This is a genomic window from Pseudomonas sp. F2 (genome assembly GCF_057174385.1).
This window is the reverse complement of the sequence record NZ_CM169904.1, coordinates 3,666,774-3,684,825: the sequence shown is the minus strand read 5'-3', so window position 1 is coordinate 3,684,825 and position 18,052 is coordinate 3,666,774. Positions and strand designations below refer to the sequence as shown.

Sequence of the window (18,052 nt, the reverse complement as noted above, 5' to 3'; positions counted from 1 at the left end):
GCGATTACTCTGAATCCTTTGTTGTAACGATAGGGGATGTTTCGGTTTCGTCGTCCGCGTACGGATCGGGATAGCCCAGTTCGGCAAGCAACTCGCGTTCCAGTGCTTCCATTTCTTCAGCTTCGTCGTCATCTATATGGTCGTAACCGAGCAGATGCAAGCAGCCGTGAATGACTAGATGTGCCCAATGGGCCTTGAGTTCCTTGCCTTGTTCGGCAGCTTCGCGCTCGACCACGGCCACGCAGATCACCAGATCGCCGAGCAGCGGGATGTCGAGGAATTCGTCCGGGACTTCCGCCGGGAACGACAGGACGTTGGTTGCGTAATCCTTGTGGCGCCAGGTGTGATTGAGTTCGCGGCCTTCTTCCTCGTCGACCAGGCGAATGGTCATTTCCGAGTCGGCGCTGCGCTGGCGCAGGGCCAGTTCGCACCATTGGCGGAACTCGGTTTCACTCGGGGCGCTCGCTTCGGTAGCGACTTGCAGATCCAGCTCAAGCATCGCGCGAGGTTTCCCTGGCGGCTTCGGCACGGGTCTCGAAGCGCTCGTAGGCCTCGACGATCCGCTGCACCAACGGGTGGCGCACGACGTCTTTGGGCTGGAAGTGGGTGAAGCTGATGCCCGGAACATCCTTGAGTACTTCGATCACATGATGCAGGCCGGACTTGGTGCCGCGCGGCAGGTCGACCTGGGTGATGTCACCGGTGATCACGGCGGTGGAGCCAAAGCCGATCCGGGTCAGGAACATTTTCATCTGCTCGACGGTGGTGTTCTGGCTTTCGTCGAGAATGATGAAGCTGTTGTTCAACGTACGACCGCGCATGTACGCCAGTGGCGCGACTTCGATCACCTGACGCTCGATCAGCTTGGCCACGTATTCGAAGCCGAGCATCTCGTAGAGTGCGTCATAGAGCGGGCGCAGGTACGGGTCGATCTTCTGCGCCAGGTCGCCGGGCAGGAAGCCGAGCTTTTCACCGGCTTCAACCGCCGGACGCACCAGCAGAATGCGGCGGATCTGCTCGCGTTCCAGGGCATCGACTGCGCAGGCCACCGCCAGATAGGTCTTGCCGGTACCGGCCGGGCCGATGCCGAAGTTGATGTCGTTGCCGAGGATTTCCTTCACGTAGCGCAGCTGATTCAAGCCACGGGGGCGAATCATGCCTTTCTTGGTGCGCAGGGCGACGGAAGCTTCAGCGGGAGCGTGATTGTCCAGTTCGACGACGGCCGATTCCTGGAGAAACAGGTGCACCATGTCCGGTGACAGCTCGGTACCCTTGGTTTCGCGGTACAGGCGGCGCAGCAGGTTTTCCGCAGACGTGGTGTGCTTGGGGTCGCCGATCAGTTCGAACTGGTTTCCGCGATTGCGGATCTCGATGGCCAGGCGCTGTTCGATCAAGCGCAGATGCTCGTCGAACTGCCCGCACAGATTGGCGAAGCGGCGAGCCTCAAAGGGCTCGAGGATAAAACGATGTGGTTCTATGGGTGCGTTCAAGGTCGTATTTAGCCGCCCTGGGGCAATTAAGATGAAACCAAGGATAACGCCAGTGGCGTGGGTGCGAAAGCTCTTAAATATCGATGCGAGTTTGGAGCGCCTTTCTGTGGCGGGTGGAGTTATCTGTGGCGAGGGGATTCATCCCCGATGGGCCGCGGAGCGGCCCCAAAACCAGAGCTCTTGGTATGGCAGATTCACCGCAACTTCAGCGTTGGGTCGGCTGCGCCAACCATCGGGGATAAATCCCCTCACCACAACAGTCCTACTACAGAAAGCGCGCGATGTTATTGGACCAGCGAGCCGCGCAGCGAATGCGGTTGCGCCGCGTCGATGTGCACGTCGGCGAACTGGCCGATCAGGGTCGGATTATCGCAGCGGAAGTTGACGATACGATTATTCTCGGTGCGCCCTTGCAGCTCGCCCGGGTCTTTCTTCGAATAGTCAGTAACCAGAATGCGCTGGATCGAACCGACCATTTGTCGGCTGATATCGAACCCTTGCTGATTCAAACGATGCTGCAAGGCATTCAAGCGTTCTTTCTTCAGTTCTTCCGGGGTGTCATCGGCCAGATCGGCCGCCGGCGTGCCCGGACGCTGGCTGTAGACGAACGAATAGGAGAAGTCGAAGCCGACATCGGCAATCAGCTTCATGGTCTGTTCGAAGTCTTTCTCGGTCTCGCCCGGGAAGCCGACGATGAAATCCGAACTGATGCAGATGCCCGGCACGGCGGCGCGCAGTTTGCGCAGTTTGGATTTGTATTCCAGCGCGGTGTGGTTGCGCTTCATTGCCGCGAGGATCCGGTCGGAACCCGACTGCACCGGCAAGTGCAGGTGTTTGACCAGTTCCGGCACTTCGGCGTGGGCCTGAATCAGGCTGTCGGAGAACTCCAGCGGGTGCGAAGTGGTGTAGCGAATGCGGTCGATGCCATCGACGGCGGCAACCACGCGGATCAGTTCGGCAAGATCGGCCAGACGCCCATCATGGGTCAGGCCGCGATAGCCGTTGACGTTCTGCCCCAACAGGGTCACTTCACGCACGCCATTTTCGGCGAGGTGGATGATCTCGGCGATCACGTCATCGAACGGCCGGCTGACTTCTTCACCACGGGTGTAAGGCACCACGCAGAACGTGCAGTATTTGCTGCAGCCTTCCATCACCGACACGTAGGCGCTCGGGCCATCGATGCGCGGCTCGGGCAAGTGGTCGAATTTCTCGATTTCCGGAAACGAGACGTCGACTTGCGGCAACTTGCTGCTGCGCGCGGCGTCGATCATTTCCGGCAGACGGTGCAAGGTCTGCGGGCCAAAGACCACGTCGACGTACGGGGCGCGATCACGGATCGCCGCACCTTCCTGGCTGGCCACGCAACCACCGACGGCGATCACCATGTCCGGGTTGGCCAGTTTCAGTTCGCGCCAGCGGCCGAGCTGCGAGTACACCCGATCCTGGGCGCGCTCGCGGATCGAACAGGTGTTGAGCAGAATCACGTCGGCATCTTCAGCGCGCGCGGTGACTTCCAGGGCCTGGTGTTCGCCCAGCAGATCAACCATGCGCGAGCTGTCGTACTCGTTCATCTGGCAACCGTGGGTTTCGATGTAAAGCTTCTTGGCCATGGAGTAGGGTCGTCACGTGATTCAAAGAACCCGGCATTATAGGGAACAAGCCCTCAGGTTCCTACCGCTGCGCGTCCGGTGGCTATGCTATAGTTTGCGCCCTCATTTTTATCCCCGATGTTATCCCCCCGCCATGACCAAACGCGAAGCTCCAATCTATAAGGTGATTTTCCTCAACCAGGGCCAGGTGTTCGAAATGTACGCCAAGCAGATCTATCAAAGTGATTTGTGGGGTTTTCTGGAAGTGGAAGAGTTCGTCTTTGGCGAGCGCACGCAAGTGGTGGTCGATCCGAGCGAAGAGAAGCTCAAGGCGCAGTTCGAAGGCGTGGTGCGCAGCTTTGTGCCGATGCATTCGATCGTGCGCATCGACGAGGTGGAACGTCTGGGCACCCCGAAAATCAGCGAAGCCCGCGGCGCGGTCGGCAATGTGATGCCGTTTCCGATGCCGATGCCTGAGAAGTAAGCCCGGATCTGGATTTGAAATGATTTGTGGCGAGGGGATTTATCCCCGATCGACTGCGAAGCAGTCGCAAGTCCATTCAGCAAGGTATGTCAGAAGGAACTTGATTGCAGGGTTTTGGGGCTGCTACGCAACCCATCGGGGATAAATCCCCTCGCCACAAAAGGTCTTATGGCAATGGCGAGAACGGCGTGCGCCCATCGGCGTTCTGCAGTTCCATCAGGTATTTACGGAAAATTTGCCCCAGCACCTGGGTCGCGGTTTCGAGGTCTTCGCGGGACATTTTTTCGGAGACTTCGTCAGCGGTGTCCAGCGCATCTTCGGCGCCGTTGACCGCGGCCATCTTCAGCACGATGTACGCCTGAATGTTATTGGCCTGCACGCCTTCGCCGTGGAAAAACATGGTGCCGAGCTTGAACTGCGCCTGAGCGTGGCCTTGCAACGAGGCCTTTTCGAAATAGCTCAGGGCTTGATTGAGATCGCGTGGCGCATTCTTGCCGTCGTAGTAGAACTCACCCAACTCGTATTGCGCTTGTGCATCCCCTTCGTCCGCCGCTTTCTGGCAGGCGGCCAGTGCCTGCGTGACGTCTTGCGGCTGGGTATTGAGGGTGCAACGACCCATCGCCGGGATCAACAACGAGTTGCCGCCTGCTTGTGCATGCGCGAGCAGGGGCTGAAGGAGCAACAGGCAGCCCAAGGCAAGGGTGCGGCCGGTGCGGTTCATGGGAATCGACTTACCTCTGAAGGGCACGCGGACCCATCGAGGGATCCAATAAGCGCGCATTATGAAATAAGCAGGGCCAACCTTACAAAGTCTTTACTCGTTTTTCTGCTGCGCGGGGAATATATCGCCCACTTTATTGCCGATTTTTAGCAGAGGCGTGGGAAAAACGGCTTGGGTGTAGGTAAAAGCTGACGCTGGCGATGGCCAACGTCAGCGGCACGGCGATTACTTCAGTGCGGCGAAGGCGCGCTCGGCTGCGTCCAGAGTGATTTTCAGCTCGGCTTCGCCGTGGGCGATCGAGGTGAAACCGGCTTCGAAGGCGCTCGGTGCGAGGTACACGCCGCCTTCCAGCATCAGGTGGAAGAAGCGACCGAACAATGCCGCGTCGCTGGCCATCACGTCTTCAAAAGTGACGATGTCGTCGGCACCGCTGAAGTACAGGCCGAACATGCCACCCGCTTGCGTGGTGACGAACGGAATGCCCGCCGCATCGGCGCGTTGTTGCAGGCCATCGAGCAGGCGCGTGGTGTAATCGGTCAACTCGGCGTGGAAGCCCGGACGGCTGATCAGGCGCAGGGTGGTCAAACCGGCAGCCATTGCCAGCGGGTTGCCCGACAGGGTGCCGGCCTGATAAACCGGGCCCAGCGGCGCAATGCGCTGCATGATTTCGCGCTTGCCGCCGAAGCAGCCGACCGGCATGCCGCCACCGATGATCTTGCCGAACGTGGTCAGATCCGGGGTTACGCCGTAGTACGCCTGAGCGCCACCGAGGGCCACCCGGAAACCGGTCATCACTTCGTCGAAAATCAGTACCACGCCATGCTTGTCGCACAGCGCACGCAGGCCTTCGAGGAAACCCGGCGCCGGCGGCACGCAATTCATATTGCCCGCCACTGGCTCGACGATGATGCACGCCACGTCCTGACCGACTTCGGCGAGCATCTTCTCAACCGCGTCGATGTCGTTGAACGGCAGGGTCAAGGTGTGTTTTGCAAACGCTGCCGGTACACCGGCGGAGCTCGGCACGCCTTGAGTCAGTGCGCCGGAACCGGCCTTGACCAGCAGGCTGTCGGAGTGACCGTGGTAGCAGCCTTCGAACTTGATGATGCTGTCACGACCGGTGTAACCACGGGCCAGACGGATTGCGCTCATGGTCGCTTCGGTGCCGGAGCTGACCATGCGCACCATGTCCATCGACGGCACCAGCGAGCAGACCAGATCGGCCATTTCGGTTTCCATCGCGGTCGGCGCGCCGTAGGACAGGCCGTGCTGCAGTTGATTGCGCACCGCGTCGAGCACGTCCGGGTGGCTGTGGCCAAGGATCATCGGACCCCACGAACCGACGTAATCCACATAACGCTTGTCGTCTTCGTCAGTGACGTAGGCGCCTTCGGCGTGCTTGAAGAACAGCGGTGTGCCGCCCACGCTCTTGAACGCGCGCACCGGCGAGTTCACACCACCGGGAATGTGTTTCTGGGCATTGGCAAACAGGGTTTCGGAACGAGACATGTTCGGGCTCTCAAATCAGATTTTCAGAAGTTCGTTGAAGGCGCGGGCGCGGCGGGTCACTTCGGCGGTGCTCTGGGCACCGAACAAGCCGTGGACCACCGCCAGCAGGTCGACACCGTGGGCCACCAGCGGGGCGGCGTTGTCGAGGGTGATGCCGCCAATCGCACAGACCGGCAGATGCAGCTTGCGCTTGGCCTCGTCGAGCAGATCGAGGCTGCAGCTTGGCGCGCCGGGTTTGGTGCTGGAATTGAAGAAGCGACCGAAGGCGACATAACTCGCGCCTTCCTTGGCGGCCTGTTCAGCCAGTTCGAGCTGCGCATGGCAGGTCGACCCGATGATGGCTTTGGAGCCGAGCAAGGCGCGGGTCGGCGACAGCGGGCCGTCGGTCTGTCCCAGGTGCACGCCGACGTTCAGGCGCGCGGCCAGTTCGGCGTCATCGTTGATGATCAACTGCGTCTTGTAGCGTTCGCACAGGTCACGCAGGGCTTCGGCCTCGCGCAGGCGTCGGGCCTCGTCGCTGCTTTTGTCGCGGTATTGCAACAGGGTGACGCCGCCTTCCAGCGCCGCCTCCACGTACGACAGAAACTTGCCCGCCAGCAACTGGCTGTCGGTGATGGCGTACAGGCCACGTAGTTTCATCAGGCAGACCTCACGACGTTACGAGCAAAAATCCAGCGGCAGACGACGCGGCACGAACTGGCCTTTGCCCAGTTGTTCGGCATCGCGCAGGGTGCGCCAGGTGTAATCCAGTGCCGTGCGTACGGCGCTGGCGAGGTGTTCGCCCTGGGCCAGACGACCGGCGATAGCGCTGGCCAGGGTACAACCGGAACCGTGATAGCTGCCTGGCAGACGCTGGCAATAGAAGGTGTCACGCAGGCCGTCACGGCCGTACAGGCGATTGTGGATTTCAGTTTCGTCGCCGTGGCCGCCGGTGATCAGCAGGTTTTTGACGAACGGCAGGAGTTTTTCCGCGCACTCGTCTGCGGTGCCTTCGGGCAGTTCAGCGAGGATCCGCGCTTCGGGCAGGTTGGGGGTGGCAATGATCGACAGTGGCAGCAGACGCTCGCGCATCGCGTAACCGACTTCATCCTTGCCCAGGCGTCCGCCGCCGCCGGCACGCAGCACCGGGTCGCAGACCACCGGCAGGTGCGGGTGCGCAGAAAGCAGTTCGACCACGGTGTCGACCATTTCCAGCGAACCGAGCATGCCCAGTTTGACCGCTGCGACTTCGGAGTCGTTGAGCACGGCATTGGCCTGGGCCAGTACCCACTCACGGTCGAGGACGCGGAAGTCAGTGACGTTGACGGTGTCTTGCACGGTCAGGGCGGTGACGGCCGGAGCCGCGTGGCAACCCTGCGCGAGCAAGGCTTCGATATCTGCCTGCAAGCCGGCGCCACCACTGGGGTCGTGGCCGGAGAGACAGAGGACAACGGGGCGGGAGCTGTAGATATTCATGGTGCGCGAGCTTACCACCAAACCTGATTTTGGGGTTCAGTCCTGACGGTGTTTGGCTAGAGATTGTCTGACACATTGCGGCCATTAGTCGGGTAGCAATGGTGGCGAGGGGATTTATCCCCGATGCGCTGCGAAGCAGTCGCAAATCCATTTTACGAATCGTGTCTGAAAGAATCTGGTTGCATGGTTTTGGGCCGCTTCGCGACCCATCGGGGATAAATCCCCTCGCCACAGAGGTATGCACAACATGCGCCGTTGTAGCGAGTTGACCAACTCAACAGCTCTAGTCCGCAGCTTTGCTCTGAAACGCCCGTTCTAGAGCCTTTGCAGGAAAAATTTCGATGGTGCTCAATGGCCATCAACGGCTATGCTAGTCTGGATCCAAACCAATAACAGGTAATACCGGTTTTACGTCTACTCAAAGGGAATGGGGGGCTTCCTGACACAACCGGACGAGCCACGCTGGGGCTTCAATGCGCTATTTGCTGATATTGCTGTTCTGCTTGCCCCTTCTCGCAAGCGCCGTCGAGTTCGACGAAAATACCCAGAGCCTCCCGCTGGGCCGCTCCTTGCAGGTGTTCGAAGACCCGAGCGGTCAGGCGAACATCGCCGACGTTCGCGCTCAAGCGGCGGCGGGCAATTTCAAACCCCACGACAAAGCCACGCTCAATGCCGGTTACTCGCGCTCGGCGTTCTGGCTGAAGATCGACCTGCATTACCGTCCGAACAATCCGGCCGCACAACGCACCTGGCTGCTGGAGCTGGCGTATCCGCCGCTCGATCACCTCGACCTTTATATGGCCGATGCCAATGGCGACTACCGGCTGATCCGGCAAACCGGCGACGCTTTGCCGTTCGCCAGCCGCGAGATCCGGCAGAACAATTACCTGTTCGACCTGACCTTCGCCCCTGACCAACAAAAAACCGTGTACCTGCGTCTGGCCAGTGAAGGCTCGATCCAGGCCCCAGTGACGTTATGGTCGAGCACGGCTTACCTCGAAGACCAGCCGGTGCGCCTGTATGTGCTGGGGATTATTTATGGTGTGCTGCTGGGGATGCTGGTCTACAACCTGTTCATCTACCTGAGCGTGCGCGACACCAGCTACCTTTATTACATCTTCTACATCGCCTCGTTCGGCCTTTATCAACTGTCGGTGAACGGCGCGGCGGTCGAGTATTTCTGGCCGGACAATCCGTGGTGGGCCAACGCCGCCACGCCGTTTTTCATCGGTTGCGCCGGGCTGTTCGGCAGCCAGTTCGCCCGCAGTTTCCTGCAGACCAGAACCCACAGCCGCTGGCTCGACTATCTGCTGATCGCTTTGATTGCGTTCGGTGCGCTGGTGGTCGGGCTGTCGCTGATGACCAGCTATGCGCTGTCGTTGCGCCTGGCGACCCTGTTGGCGCTGGTGTTCACCGTGGTGATTTTCGCTGCCGGGATCCTCGCCTGGTGGCGCGGCTTGCGGGTGGCGCGTTACTTCATCATTGCCTGGTCGGCGTTTTTGCTCGGCGGTATCGTCAATACGCTGATGGTGCTCGGCTTGCTGCCAAACGTGTTCCTGACCATGTACGCCAGTCAGATCGGCTCGGCGATCGAAGTCGCGCTGCTGTCGCTGGCGCTGGCCGACCGCATCAACGCGATGCGCGAGCAACAGGCGCAGACCCTGTTCGATGCCGGGCAGAAACTCGAAGTGCTCAACCAGCAACTGGCGCACAGCAACAAGCTCAAGGATGAATTCCTCGCGACCCTGACCCACGAATTGCGCACGCCGATGAACGGCGTGATCGGTTCGCTGGAACTGATGCAGACCATCGAACTGGAGCCTGAACTGGAGCAATACCAGCAAACCGCCGCCGGTTCTGCGCGGGACATGATGCGCATGGTCAACGGCATCCTCACCCTCACCGAATTGCAGGCCGGCAAGCTCAAGGCGACGCCGGGCAGCTTCAGCCTGCGCGCGGTGGTCGAGGCCTTGCGCGTGCAGTTCGACGGCAACGCGGCGAGCAAGTCGCTGGACTTCAAGGTCGAGGTGCTGCCGACCCTGCCGGATCGCTTGCACGGCGACAGTGCAAAACTGGCGCAGTGCCTGGAGTGCCTGCTGGACAATGCGATCAAGTTCACCCGGGTCGGTGGTCTGGCGCTGCGGGTGACCGGCAAGCCGACGGCGGACAACCGCTTGGCGTTGTCGTTTGCGGTGATCGACACCGGCATCGGTTTCACCGATCTGGGCGAGGCGACGCTGTATCAGCGCTTCTTCCAGCTCGACGGTTCGATGACCCGCGAATACGGCGGCCTGGGCGTGGGGCTGGCGATCTGTCGGCAACTGGTGGAGTTGCTCGGCGGCAAGCTCACCCATCGTTCCGAACCCGGGCGTGGCAGCCGTTTTCAGCTGGACGTCGAATTCGAACTGCCGGCGGTCGAAGCGGTGCCGAACCCGGCTCCGCTGCAGGAGCGGATCCGTGCGCCGCAGGACTGCACGGTATTGCTGGTCGACGACAACAGCGTCAATCAACTGGTGATGCGCGGCATGCTGCTCAAGCTCGGTTTCCGCGTGCGCACGGCGGACAACGGCGCGGCGGCACTCGATTGCCTGCAACGGGAAAACTTCGATGCGGTGCTGATCGATTACCAGTTGCCCTCCCACGAAGGGGCGTCGCTGTGCTGCCAGATTCATGCGTTGCCCGGCTGCGCCAGTCTGCCGGTGTTCATGCTGGCGCAGGGCACGGATCGCGAGCATTGCGCGCCGGGTACGCGCATCGATTACCTGAACAAACCGGTGAAATTCGAAGACCTGCAAGCGGCGCTGGAGCGTCGGGTGCTCAGCGCGTAACAGGGTGAAAGCGCCGACAGTTCGGCGCATATGACACTTTGATCAGCCACGGGCCGGTGCTTAACTGAATCCCTTGGCTGACCAAAGGAGCCCCGTCATGAACCTGCATCAGTTCGCCGAAACCCACGAAGTCACCAACCAGCCACCGTCGCTGGACGGTGCCAACCTGTACCGCATCGACCTGCCATTGCAGGAGTGGTCGCGCCGCTTTGGCGCCGGTTGGGCCGAGTCGCGGATCGATGCCTACGGTGCGCTGGCCGGCGGACCGCTGATGACAGCCGGGTTCCTCGCCAATCAGAACAAACCGGTATTCGTCAGCCATGACCGGTACGGCCATCGCATTGATCTGGTGGAATTTCATCCGGCCTATCATGAGCTGATGCGCACCGCGATCGAACATGGCCTGACCTCGTCACCCTGGACTCATCCGCAGGACGGCGCGCATGTTGCCCGCGCCTCGATGACCTATCTGCACAGCCAGGCCGAGGCCGGTAGCGGCTGCCCGTTGACCATGACGTTCGCCAGCGTCCCGGCCCTGCGTTTGCAGCCGGATCTGGCCGGGCAGTGGCTGCCGAAAATCCTCGCTACCGAGTACGACCCGCGCAACGTCGGTATGGCGCACAAGGCCGGCGTGACCATCGGCATGGCGATGACCGAGAAACAGGGCGGCACCGATGTGCGGGCCAATACCACCAAGGCCTATCCGGTGGGCGCCAGTGGTCCGGGCCAGGCCTATGAACTGGTCGGGCACAAGTGGTTCTGCTCGGCGCCGATGTGCGATGCGTTTCTGACCCTGGCGCAAACCGACAAGGGACTGACCTGCTTCCTGCTGCCGCGCCATCGTCCGGACGACACGCGCAATCAGTTCTACATCCAGCGCCTGAAAAACAAACTCGGCAACCAGTCCAACGCCTCCAGTGAAGTGGAGTTTCGCGGCGCGCTGGCATGGATGGTCGGCGAGGAGGGGCGCGGCGTACCAACCATCATCGAGATGGTGGCGATGACCCGTTTCGATTGCATGGTCGGCTCCAGCTCGCTGATGCGTCAGGCGCTGACTCAGGCCAGCCACCACTGCGCGCATCGCAAGGTCGGCGGCAAATTGCTCAGCGAACAGCCGTTGATGCAGAACGTGCTGGCCGATCTGGCGCTGGAAAGCGAGGCCGCACTGGCGCTGAGCCTGCGCATGGGCAAGGCGCTGGATCATCTGGATGATCGTCACGAAGCGCAATTTGCCCGGCTGGTGACGGCGGTGGGCAAGTACTGGATCTGCAAACGCGCCCCCGGAATGATCAACGAGGCCGCCGAGTGCATGGGCGGCGCCGGGTATGTCGAGGAGAGCATTTTGCCGCGGCTGTATCGCGAAGCACCGGTCAACTCGACGTGGGAAGGCTCGGGCAACGTGCAGTGCCTCGACGTGCTGCGTGCACTGTCGAAAGAGCCGGGTGTGCTCGATGTGCTGTTCAGCGAGTTGGGCAACGGCCATGGCGACAAGCGTCTGGCCGCGCATATCCAGCAGTTGCAGGCGCAGTTCAAGGACACCAGCGATATTCAATACCGCGCGCGGCAACTGACTGAAGATATAGCGCTGGGGTTGCAAGCCAAGTTGTTGCTGGAGGCGGGGAATGCGGCGGTCAGTGATGCGTTTATTGCCAGTCGGCTGAGCGGTGGCGGCCGGGTCTATGGCGCATTGCCGCGGGGCCTGGACGTCGAAGCCATCGTCACCCGCTCAACCCCGCAGGGTTTCTGACCCCGGTCCCTCGAACACTGCAAAACCCTGTGGGAGCTGGCTTGCCAGCGATGGCGACCTGTCAGTCAACATTGATATCGAATGTGCCGGCCTCATCGCTGGCAAGCCAGCTCCCACTGGGATTCGCTTTGTTTGAAAGATTTGGGTACAGCCACAACGCCACTGTTCCCGTGAGGCCACGATGCAGGCAAGATGAAGCTCTGCAAGTCAGAACACAGGAAGCTGATCGTGACCGAAGCGTTTATTGTCGTTCAAACCGCCGAGCAAGCCGTGGATCGTCTGGCCGAGCTGCATGAGCGGGCCACCACTGCGCTGAACTCGGCGCTCAAGCGTTACCTCAAGGATCGCGTCGAGCCTGACGCCGAACAGCGTGCTCTGTTTCGTTATCCCGAACTGCGTCTGACCTACCTGTGTCAGGGCGAAGTCCCGCAGACCACCCGCGCCTACGCCAAGGTGCAACTGCCGGGCACTTACAGCGTCACCGTCACCCATCCTAAGGCGTTCCGCAAATACCTGCTGGAACAACTGGTGCCGTTGATGCACGACTTCACCGTGACCGTGGAAGTCGGCGTCAGCCAGCAGAACATTCCGTACCCGTACGTGGTCGAGCAGGGCGATGAGCTGGCCGGCTCCGGCGTCACCGCTGCGGTGCTGGCGCGGGTGTTTCCGAGTACCGACCTGTCCGCCGCCACCGATGGCATCGCCGACGGCCTCTATGACTGGGAAAACACCGATCCGCTACCACTGGCGCTGTTTGACGCCGCGCGCGTCGACTTCTCGCTGCGTCGCCTGGTGCACTACACCGGCAGTGACTGGCGCCATGTGCAGCCGTGGATTCTGCTGACCAACTACCATCGCTACGTCGACCAGTTCATCGTCCATGGCCTGGAGCAACTGCGCAACGACCCGCGTTTCGTGCGCATGGTCCTGCCGGGCAATGTGATCATCGAGAAGGGCATGGATCACGGCGAAGCCTCGGCGATTGCCGCTGGCGTGGTCTGGCACCGCTACCAGATGCCGGCCTATCACCTGATCGCCAACGACGGCCATGGCGTGACCCTGGTCAACATCGGCGTCGGCCCGTCCAACGCCAAGAACATCACCGACCACCTGGCGGTGCTGCGTCCGCATTGCTGGCTGATGATCGGCCACTGCGGCGGCCTGCGTCAGTCGCAGACCATCGGCGACTACGTGCTGGCACACGCCTACATGCGTCGTGACGGGATTCTCGATCGCGTGGTGCCACCGAACATTCCGATTCCGGCGCTGGCCGAAGTGCAGCTGGCGCTGCAACAAGCCGCAGCCAATATCACCGGCGAGAAGGGCGAGGAACTGAAAAAGCGTCTGCGCACCGGTACCGTGCTGACCTACGATGACCGTAACTGGGAATTGCGCTGGGCGCAGGAACGTCCGTTGATCAACCTGTCCCGCGCTGTGGCGGTGGACATGGAAAGCGGCACCATTGCCGCCCAGGGCTATCGCCTGCGGGTGCCTTACGGCACCTTGCTGTGCGTCTCGGACAAACCGCTGCACAGTGAAATCAAGCTGCCGGGTTCGGCCAACGCGTTCTACGAGCGCGCAGTCAGCCAGCACTTGAAGATCGGCATCGCGGCGGTGGATCTGCTGCGCACCGAACTCAACTCGCTGCACTCGCGCAAACTGCGCAGCTTCGACGAGCCGCCGTTCCGTTAACGGTTAGTCGTGGTCATTTGGCGGTCGGGGCACTAGCATTAGCAGCCCTGACCGTCAGATGTTCTTTTCGCCATGTCCCGTCCCCCGCGTCCTCCTTCCCGCCGCCCTGGCGCGAAGCCTTCCCCCTCAGCGCCACGTCGTGTCGCCAAGGCGCCGCCGGCCGAGCCGAAGCTGATCCTGTTCAACAAACCGTTCGATGTGCTGACGCAGTTCAGTGACGAAGGCGGGCGGGCGACGCTCAAGGATTTCATCGATGTGCCGGGCATTTATCCGGCCGGACGTCTGGATCGCGACAGTGAAGGTTTGTTGCTGCTGACCAATGACGGTCAGTTGCAGGCGCGGATCGCCGACCCGAAACACAAGTTGCCGAAGACGTACTGGGTGCAGGTCGAAGGCGAGCCGACGGCTGAACAACTGCAACGCCTGCGCGACGGTGTCGAGCTGAACGACGGCATGACGCTGCCCGCCGAGGCGCGGCAACTGGATGAGCCTGAACTGTGGCCACGCAATCCGCCGGTTCGCTTTCGCAAAAGCGTGCCGACCCGTTGGCTGGAGTTGGTGATTCGTGAAGGGCGCAACCGTCAGGTACGGCGGATGACTGCCGCGGTGGGGCTGCCGACGTTGCGGCTGGTGCGGGTGCGGATTGGCGACTGGACGCTCGAAGGGCTCGATCAGGGCCAGTGGAAGGAAGTGCCTGCGCGGTTATAGAGCGCCGGATTCGATCAGGCCGATTACCACGCTCTTGATGATGAACGCGGCCACGCCCAGACCCAGCACGAAGAACAGAATGAACGAGCCGAAGCGCCCGGCCTTGGACTTCTTCGCCAGATCCCAGACGATGAAACCCATGAAAATGATCAGGATGCTGACCAGGCCAGTCATCATCCACTCTTCGAATACTGCAGGATCCATCGGGCATCTCCGGCGCGCACAGGGCTGAAAGGGCTGGGCGATTATACGCCTGGGGTGGCTGGGGACGCATTGATCTGCGTCGGTGTGCCGCACCTCTACCACGCGGCCCCCCTGTAGGAGCTGCCGAAGGCTGCGATCTTTTGATTCTGCTTTTCAAATCAAGATCAAAAGATCGTCCGATCGCGGCCCGAGCCTTCGGCAGCTCCTACAGGGGAGTGCGGGTTAGCTGCGCAGATGAGTCAGCGGCAGTTCGGTGCTGTTGAGCACCTGATTCAGCACAAAGCTCGAACGCACGCTGGTCACCCCTTCAATCCGGGTCAGGTGTCCCAGCAGCAGCTTCTGATAGTGATCCATGTCCGGCACCACCACTTTCAACTGATAGTCGGCATCCACGCCCGTCACCAGGCTGCATTCCAGCACTTGCGGCAAGGTGCGGATCGCTGCTTCGAAGTTCTCGAAACGTTCCGGTGTGTGCCGGTCCATGCCGATCAGCACGTAGGCGGTCAGGCTCAGGCCGAGCATCTTGCGATCGAGCAGGGCGACCTGGCGCGAAATGTAGCCGTCATCCTCCAGTTGTTTGACCCGGCGCGAGCAGGGCGAGGGCGACAGACCGATGCGCTCGGCCAGTTCCTGGTTGGAGATGCGGGCGTCGCGCTGCAATTCCGCCAAAATACTCAGGTCGTAACGGTCGAGTTTGCTCATGAATCAGTCCTTGGTTGTAACTATTGCGGCGGATTATCTATCCAGGGTTAAAAATTGCGCAAGCGGTGTTTATTTGAGCAATCTTCGCAATCATCTGTCGCGCGTTGCGGCCTATTCTTATCACCAGAATCACTGCTCGGTAACACAGTCCACAGCGGCCCGCCCAATCAGGCCCGCCGCGGCCGCCACCCCCACCGGGGATGTGCCGGCCCCCGAGCTGCACACTGTCCAAAAGACGGCGTGAGGTGAGCCGACGTCAAAAGCGTCGAGCCAGGACGAAGTTCTCTAAAGGGAGGCCGACGGGTCTCCCTTTTTCTTGTCTGCGATTTTTGTGCCTCGATGCACAGCCTTCCTCAATAAATAAGTTTCGTGACTGATAACCTGTCGCAGAACCCGGTGTGCGTATTCCCGGTCTTAGCTACAAGCCCTCTTAATACCCGCAGTGAGGAAAAGCATGAAGTCGCGCATCTGGCGTCTGGCCGGTGTTGGTTTGCTGTGTGTGAGCGTCGGTGCCCAAGCACTGGCCGACGAGCCACAGAATCGTGGCCCCGAAAATAACGGGCACGGCGGTGAGCATCAGGGCAATCAGGGGCATGGCGGTGAGCGTCAGCCCCATGGGCAAAACAATCCGCCGCCGCAAAATCCGCCGCGGCCGCAGAACAGCGACATCATTCGCGGCGACAACAGCCGTCAATTCGAGCACAACGGCCAGCCGCACAATAACGGCCAATGGCAGAACCAGAACCGCGCACCCAATCAGCCTGCACCGGTTCATCAGGCGCCACCGGCGAACAACCTGCCGATCCAGCCACGTCCCGACACCGTGCGCCAGACTCAGGAGCCGCGTCAGGGCTACTACCGCGACGAGCGTCCGCAGAATGGCTACCACAACCAGCAATGGCAAACCGGCAACCGGCCCAATGACAATCGCTGGCCGGGTCGCCCGGACGGGCATGGCAACGGTTGGGGCCCTGGCCCGCAATACCGCCCGGGGCATGTGATCGACCGCTTTCCGGATCGTGAATATCGCGTGCCGTATCGCGGTCAGGATTACTTCTATTCCGGCGGCTACTGGTATCGCCCGCAAGGCCCGCGCTACATCGTCGTGCAGCCGCCACGCGGGATTCGTATTCAGTACCTACCGGACTACGCCCGCGAAGTATGGATCGGCGGTGCGCTGCTGTTCCTCGCTGCCGGTTCCTACTATGCGTATCAGGAAGCCACCCAGGATTACGTCGTGGTCGAGCCACCGGTGCAGCAACCGCCGCAGCCGCAGCCGCAATCGCAGGGTTATGACGTCGAAGCGTATCCGGCCAACGGTCAGTCGCCGGAACAGGTGCAGCAGGACGGTTACCAGTGCTACCAGTACGCGGTGCAGCAAAGCGGTTTCGATCCACGTACCGCGACGTACCAACCGGCGCCCGAAGTGGTGCAGGCCTACCGCCAGGCTCAGGGCAATTGCCTGAGCAGTCGCGGTTATCAGGTGTCTTACTGAAGCCGGGTTTGCGCCCGCTCGGTCTTGACCACTTCCTGCGGGTCGGCGTGCACCAGCACCTCGGCTCGCGGGTAGGCGGCGTGAATTGCATCCGCCGCCTGATCGCTGATGCCGTGGGCGACTGACAACGTCAGCTCTCCCGGCAACTCCAGATGCAACTGCACGAACCAGTGGTTACCCGAAATCCGCGTGCGCAAATCATGTGCGCCCAACACGCCGGGTACGCCGCAGGCCAGTTCGAGCATGTGCTGACTGACATCGGTCGGCAGCTCTTCATCCATCAGCACCGAAAAACTTTCCCGGGCGATCTGGATCGCACTCCACAAAATGTAACCGGCAATCCCCAGACCGAACCATGCATCGAGCTGATGAAAGCCCATGCCGGCGAGGACCAGTGCGATCAGAATGCTGCCGTTGAGCAGCATGTCCGAGCGGTAGTGCAGCGAGTCGGCGCGCACGGCGTTGGAGCCGGTCTGCTTGATCACCCGGTGTTGCAGCGTCAGCAACGCCGCGGTCAGCAACAGCGAGAAAACGATCACACCGATGCTCAGCCACGGAGCGCCCAGCGGCTCCGGTTGCTTGATGCGCTCATACGCCTGAAACGCAATCAGCACCGCACTGCCACCGATGAACAGCGCCTGCGCCATGCCCGCCAGCGATTCAGCCTTGCCGTGGCCGTAACGGTGATCGTCATCCGCCGGGCGCAGTGCGTAATGCACCGCCAGCAGATTGAGCAGCGAAGTGACGCCATCCAGCGCCGAGTCGGTGAGGCCGGCGAGCATGCTCACCGAACCGCTCAGCCACCAGGCGATGGCTTTGGCGATGATCAGCGTGCAGGCCACCGCCACCGAGGCGCGGGTTGCCAGCCGCAGCAGGCGGGCGTGTTCGGGGCTGGTGGTCATGAGTGCGGAAATTCCTTATGGATCAGGCGGCGGGTTGCAGGCCGAACATGGCCAGTTGCTGGGTGCTGCCCTTGTGCTGGATCAGGCGTGGATCGTCCAGCGGCAGATTGCGGCCCAGTTCAGTTTCGAGAATAGCCTGCAACTTGAGGTTATCGACCTGGCCGTCCGGGCCGATCGCTTGTTTGAGTTTCGCCGGATCGACCTGCGCCGTGTGGCCCGGTTCGAAATAGATCGCGCCCGTGGTGAAGTCGACCGCAAAAGCGATCAGCCCGGGAATGACGTAGAACAGCAGGCCGACGGCGTCGAGTACGGCAATCGCCGGGTCGATCTTGCCGTCGATCTGACCGCGACGATCCGGATAGAAAATCGAACCGCAGGCCGTGAGTTGAGTGAGCAGGGTGGCGACCAGTACACCGCCGATCAGGCGAGAAGGTAAGCGCATGGAAAATCTCCTGAGTCATCTGTTAACGAAGCTTCGTCTTGTGAAGTTAAGACCCTGACGAACGCCAAGCAGTTCGCCGTT

17 protein-coding genes are annotated in these 18,052 nt (G+C 61.2%); 6 read left to right on the top strand and 11 right to left on the bottom strand.

Translation table 11 applies throughout. The annotated features are described in order from the left end of the window. Positions 1-4: 4 nt before the first annotated feature. From ybeY to miaB, 3 genes are all read right to left on the bottom strand, one after another. Complete coding sequence (gene ybeY / locus AC193Q_RS16535) at positions 5-499, bottom strand: rRNA maturation RNase YbeY (RefSeq protein WP_095668226.1); 495 nt, start codon at positions 497-499, stop codon at positions 5-7. Continuing rightward, on the bottom strand, positions 492-1,490 hold the full coding sequence (locus AC193Q_RS16530) for a PhoH family protein (protein ID WP_097089326.1): 999 nt from the start codon (positions 1,488-1,490) through the stop codon (positions 492-494). Before AC193Q_RS16530 ends, ybeY begins: the two co-directional genes overlap by 8 nt. A 284-nt stretch (positions 1,491-1,774) precedes the next feature. Further along, positions 1,775-3,103 (bottom strand): tRNA (N6-isopentenyl adenosine(37)-C2)-methylthiotransferase MiaB, encoded by a 1,329-nt coding sequence (gene miaB, locus AC193Q_RS16525; RefSeq protein ID WP_483878623.1) that lies wholly within the window; start codon positions 3,101-3,103, stop codon positions 1,775-1,777. A 133-nt stretch (positions 3,104-3,236) separates the two neighbouring features. On the opposite strand from miaB, the gene AC193Q_RS16520 reads away from it, so the two are divergent. Next, positions 3,237-3,566 (top strand): DUF1820 family protein, encoded by a 330-nt coding sequence (locus AC193Q_RS16520; RefSeq protein ID WP_003185742.1) that lies wholly within the window; start codon positions 3,237-3,239, stop codon positions 3,564-3,566. A 166-nt stretch (positions 3,567-3,732) separates the two neighbouring features. Here the strand turns inward: AC193Q_RS16520 and AC193Q_RS16515 are convergent, their stop codons facing one another. From AC193Q_RS16515 to AC193Q_RS16500, 4 genes are all read right to left on the bottom strand, one after another. After that, complete coding sequence (locus AC193Q_RS16515) at positions 3,733-4,287, bottom strand: tetratricopeptide repeat protein (protein WP_047296791.1); 555 nt, start codon at positions 4,285-4,287, stop codon at positions 3,733-3,735. Positions 4,288-4,512: 225 nt separating this feature from the next. After that, positions 4,513-5,796 (bottom strand): glutamate-1-semialdehyde 2,1-aminomutase, encoded by a 1,284-nt coding sequence (gene hemL, locus AC193Q_RS16510; protein WP_121187372.1) that lies wholly within the window; start codon positions 5,794-5,796, stop codon positions 4,513-4,515. Between the two features lie 15 nt (positions 5,797-5,811). Then, on the bottom strand, positions 5,812-6,435 hold the full coding sequence (gene thiE / locus AC193Q_RS16505; protein WP_041065048.1) for a thiamine phosphate synthase: 624 nt from the start codon (positions 6,433-6,435) through the stop codon (positions 5,812-5,814). Between the two features lie 18 nt (positions 6,436-6,453). Beyond that, complete coding sequence (locus AC193Q_RS16500) at positions 6,454-7,251, bottom strand: hydroxymethylpyrimidine/phosphomethylpyrimidine kinase (RefSeq protein WP_086793042.1); 798 nt, start codon at positions 7,249-7,251, stop codon at positions 6,454-6,456. 473 nt (positions 7,252-7,724) lie between these two features. Here AC193Q_RS16500 and AC193Q_RS16495 point away from each other — a divergent pair, with 473 nt between their 5' ends. The 4 genes from AC193Q_RS16495 to AC193Q_RS16480 all read left to right on the top strand — a co-directional run bounded on the left by AC193Q_RS16495 (position 7,725) and on the right by AC193Q_RS16480 (position 14,226). Next, entirely contained in the window at positions 7,725-10,079 is a 2,355-nt protein-coding gene (locus AC193Q_RS16495; RefSeq protein ID WP_121187370.1) for a hybrid sensor histidine kinase/response regulator, read from the top strand. A 97-nt stretch (positions 10,080-10,176) separates the two neighbouring features. Beyond that, on the top strand, positions 10,177-11,826 hold the full coding sequence (locus tag AC193Q_RS16490; protein WP_121187369.1) for an acyl-CoA dehydrogenase family protein: 1,650 nt from the start codon (positions 10,177-10,179) through the stop codon (positions 11,824-11,826). A gap of 192 nt (positions 11,827-12,018) precedes the next feature. Beyond that, the gene (gene amn, locus AC193Q_RS16485) at positions 12,019-13,518 is read left to right on the top strand and encodes an AMP nucleosidase (protein WP_167734182.1); all 1,500 of its coding nucleotides are present in this window, start codon (positions 12,019-12,021) and stop codon (positions 13,516-13,518) included. A gap of 72 nt (positions 13,519-13,590) precedes the next feature. Continuing rightward, complete coding sequence (locus AC193Q_RS16480) at positions 13,591-14,226, top strand: pseudouridine synthase (protein ID WP_041065061.1); 636 nt, start codon at positions 13,591-13,593, stop codon at positions 14,224-14,226. Here AC193Q_RS16480 and AC193Q_RS16475 read toward each other — a convergent pair. Both AC193Q_RS16475 and AC193Q_RS16470 read right to left on the bottom strand, forming a co-directional pair. Continuing rightward, a complete protein-coding gene (locus tag AC193Q_RS16475) occupies positions 14,221-14,430 on the bottom strand; it encodes a DUF2788 domain-containing protein (protein WP_003228500.1) in 210 nt (69 codons plus the stop codon). The genes AC193Q_RS16480 and AC193Q_RS16475 overlap by 6 nt on opposite strands. Before the next feature lie 222 nt (positions 14,431-14,652). Beyond that, a complete protein-coding gene (locus AC193Q_RS16470; RefSeq protein WP_007909658.1) occupies positions 14,653-15,132 on the bottom strand; it encodes an Lrp/AsnC family transcriptional regulator in 480 nt (159 codons plus the stop codon). A 454-nt stretch (positions 15,133-15,586) separates the two neighbouring features. Here AC193Q_RS16470 and AC193Q_RS16465 point away from each other — a divergent pair, with 454 nt between their 5' ends. Continuing rightward, positions 15,587-16,627: a DUF6515 family protein gene (locus AC193Q_RS16465; protein ID WP_121187367.1), complete on the top strand. Its 1,041-nt coding sequence runs from the start codon at positions 15,587-15,589 to the stop codon at positions 16,625-16,627. Here AC193Q_RS16465 and AC193Q_RS16460 read toward each other — a convergent pair. Then, positions 16,621-17,529, bottom strand: coding sequence for a cation diffusion facilitator family transporter (locus AC193Q_RS16460; protein WP_047296776.1), 909 nt, complete (start codon positions 17,527-17,529; stop codon positions 16,621-16,623). The two genes, AC193Q_RS16465 and AC193Q_RS16460, sit on opposite strands and share 7 nt — an antisense overlap. 22 nt (positions 17,530-17,551) lie before the next feature. After that, entirely contained in the window at positions 17,552-17,971 is a 420-nt protein-coding gene (locus AC193Q_RS16455) for a hypothetical protein (protein WP_025108718.1), read from the bottom strand. Positions 17,972-18,052: the final 81 nt, after the last annotated feature.

Excerpts from the sequence above, each read along its gene's own strand:
- AC193Q_RS16460 (WP_047296776.1), bottom strand. The coding sequence starts at position 17,529 with ATGACCACCAGCCCCGAACACGCCCGCCTGCTGCGGCTGGCAACCCGC.
- AC193Q_RS16495 (WP_121187370.1), top strand. The coding sequence starts at position 7,725 with ATGCGCTATTTGCTGATATTGCTGTTCTGCTTGCCCCTTCTCGCAAGC.
- AC193Q_RS16465 (WP_121187367.1), top strand. The coding sequence starts at position 15,587 with ATGAAGTCGCGCATCTGGCGTCTGGCCGGTGTTGGTTTGCTGTGTGTG.
- hemL (WP_121187372.1), bottom strand. The coding sequence starts at position 5,796 with ATGTCTCGTTCCGAAACCCTGTTTGCCAATGCCCAGAAACACATTCCC.
- AC193Q_RS16470 (WP_007909658.1), bottom strand. The coding sequence starts at position 15,132 with ATGAGCAAACTCGACCGTTACGACCTGAGTATTTTGGCGGAATTGCAG.
- amn (WP_167734182.1), top strand. The coding sequence starts at position 12,019 with ATGAAGCTCTGCAAGTCAGAACACAGGAAGCTGATCGTGACCGAAGCG.
- AC193Q_RS16475 (WP_003228500.1), bottom strand. The coding sequence starts at position 14,430 with ATGGATCCTGCAGTATTCGAAGAGTGGATGATGACTGGCCTGGTCAGC.
- AC193Q_RS16480 (WP_041065061.1), top strand. The coding sequence starts at position 13,591 with ATGTCCCGTCCCCCGCGTCCTCCTTCCCGCCGCCCTGGCGCGAAGCCT.
- AC193Q_RS16520 (WP_003185742.1), top strand. The coding sequence starts at position 3,237 with ATGACCAAACGCGAAGCTCCAATCTATAAGGTGATTTTCCTCAACCAG.
- miaB (WP_483878623.1), bottom strand. The coding sequence starts at position 3,103 with ATGGCCAAGAAGCTTTACATCGAAACCCACGGTTGCCAGATGAACGAG.
- AC193Q_RS16515 (WP_047296791.1), bottom strand. The coding sequence starts at position 4,287 with ATGAACCGCACCGGCCGCACCCTTGCCTTGGGCTGCCTGTTGCTCCTT.
- AC193Q_RS16500 (WP_086793042.1), bottom strand. The coding sequence starts at position 7,251 with ATGAATATCTACAGCTCCCGCCCCGTTGTCCTCTGTCTCTCCGGCCAC.
- thiE (WP_041065048.1), bottom strand. The coding sequence starts at position 6,435 with ATGAAACTACGTGGCCTGTACGCCATCACCGACAGCCAGTTGCTGGCG.
- AC193Q_RS16490 (WP_121187369.1), top strand. The coding sequence starts at position 10,177 with ATGAACCTGCATCAGTTCGCCGAAACCCACGAAGTCACCAACCAGCCA.
- AC193Q_RS16455 (WP_025108718.1), bottom strand. The coding sequence starts at position 17,971 with ATGCGCTTACCTTCTCGCCTGATCGGCGGTGTACTGGTCGCCACCCTG.
- ybeY (WP_095668226.1), bottom strand. The coding sequence starts at position 499 with ATGCTTGAGCTGGATCTGCAAGTCGCTACCGAAGCGAGCGCCCCGAGT.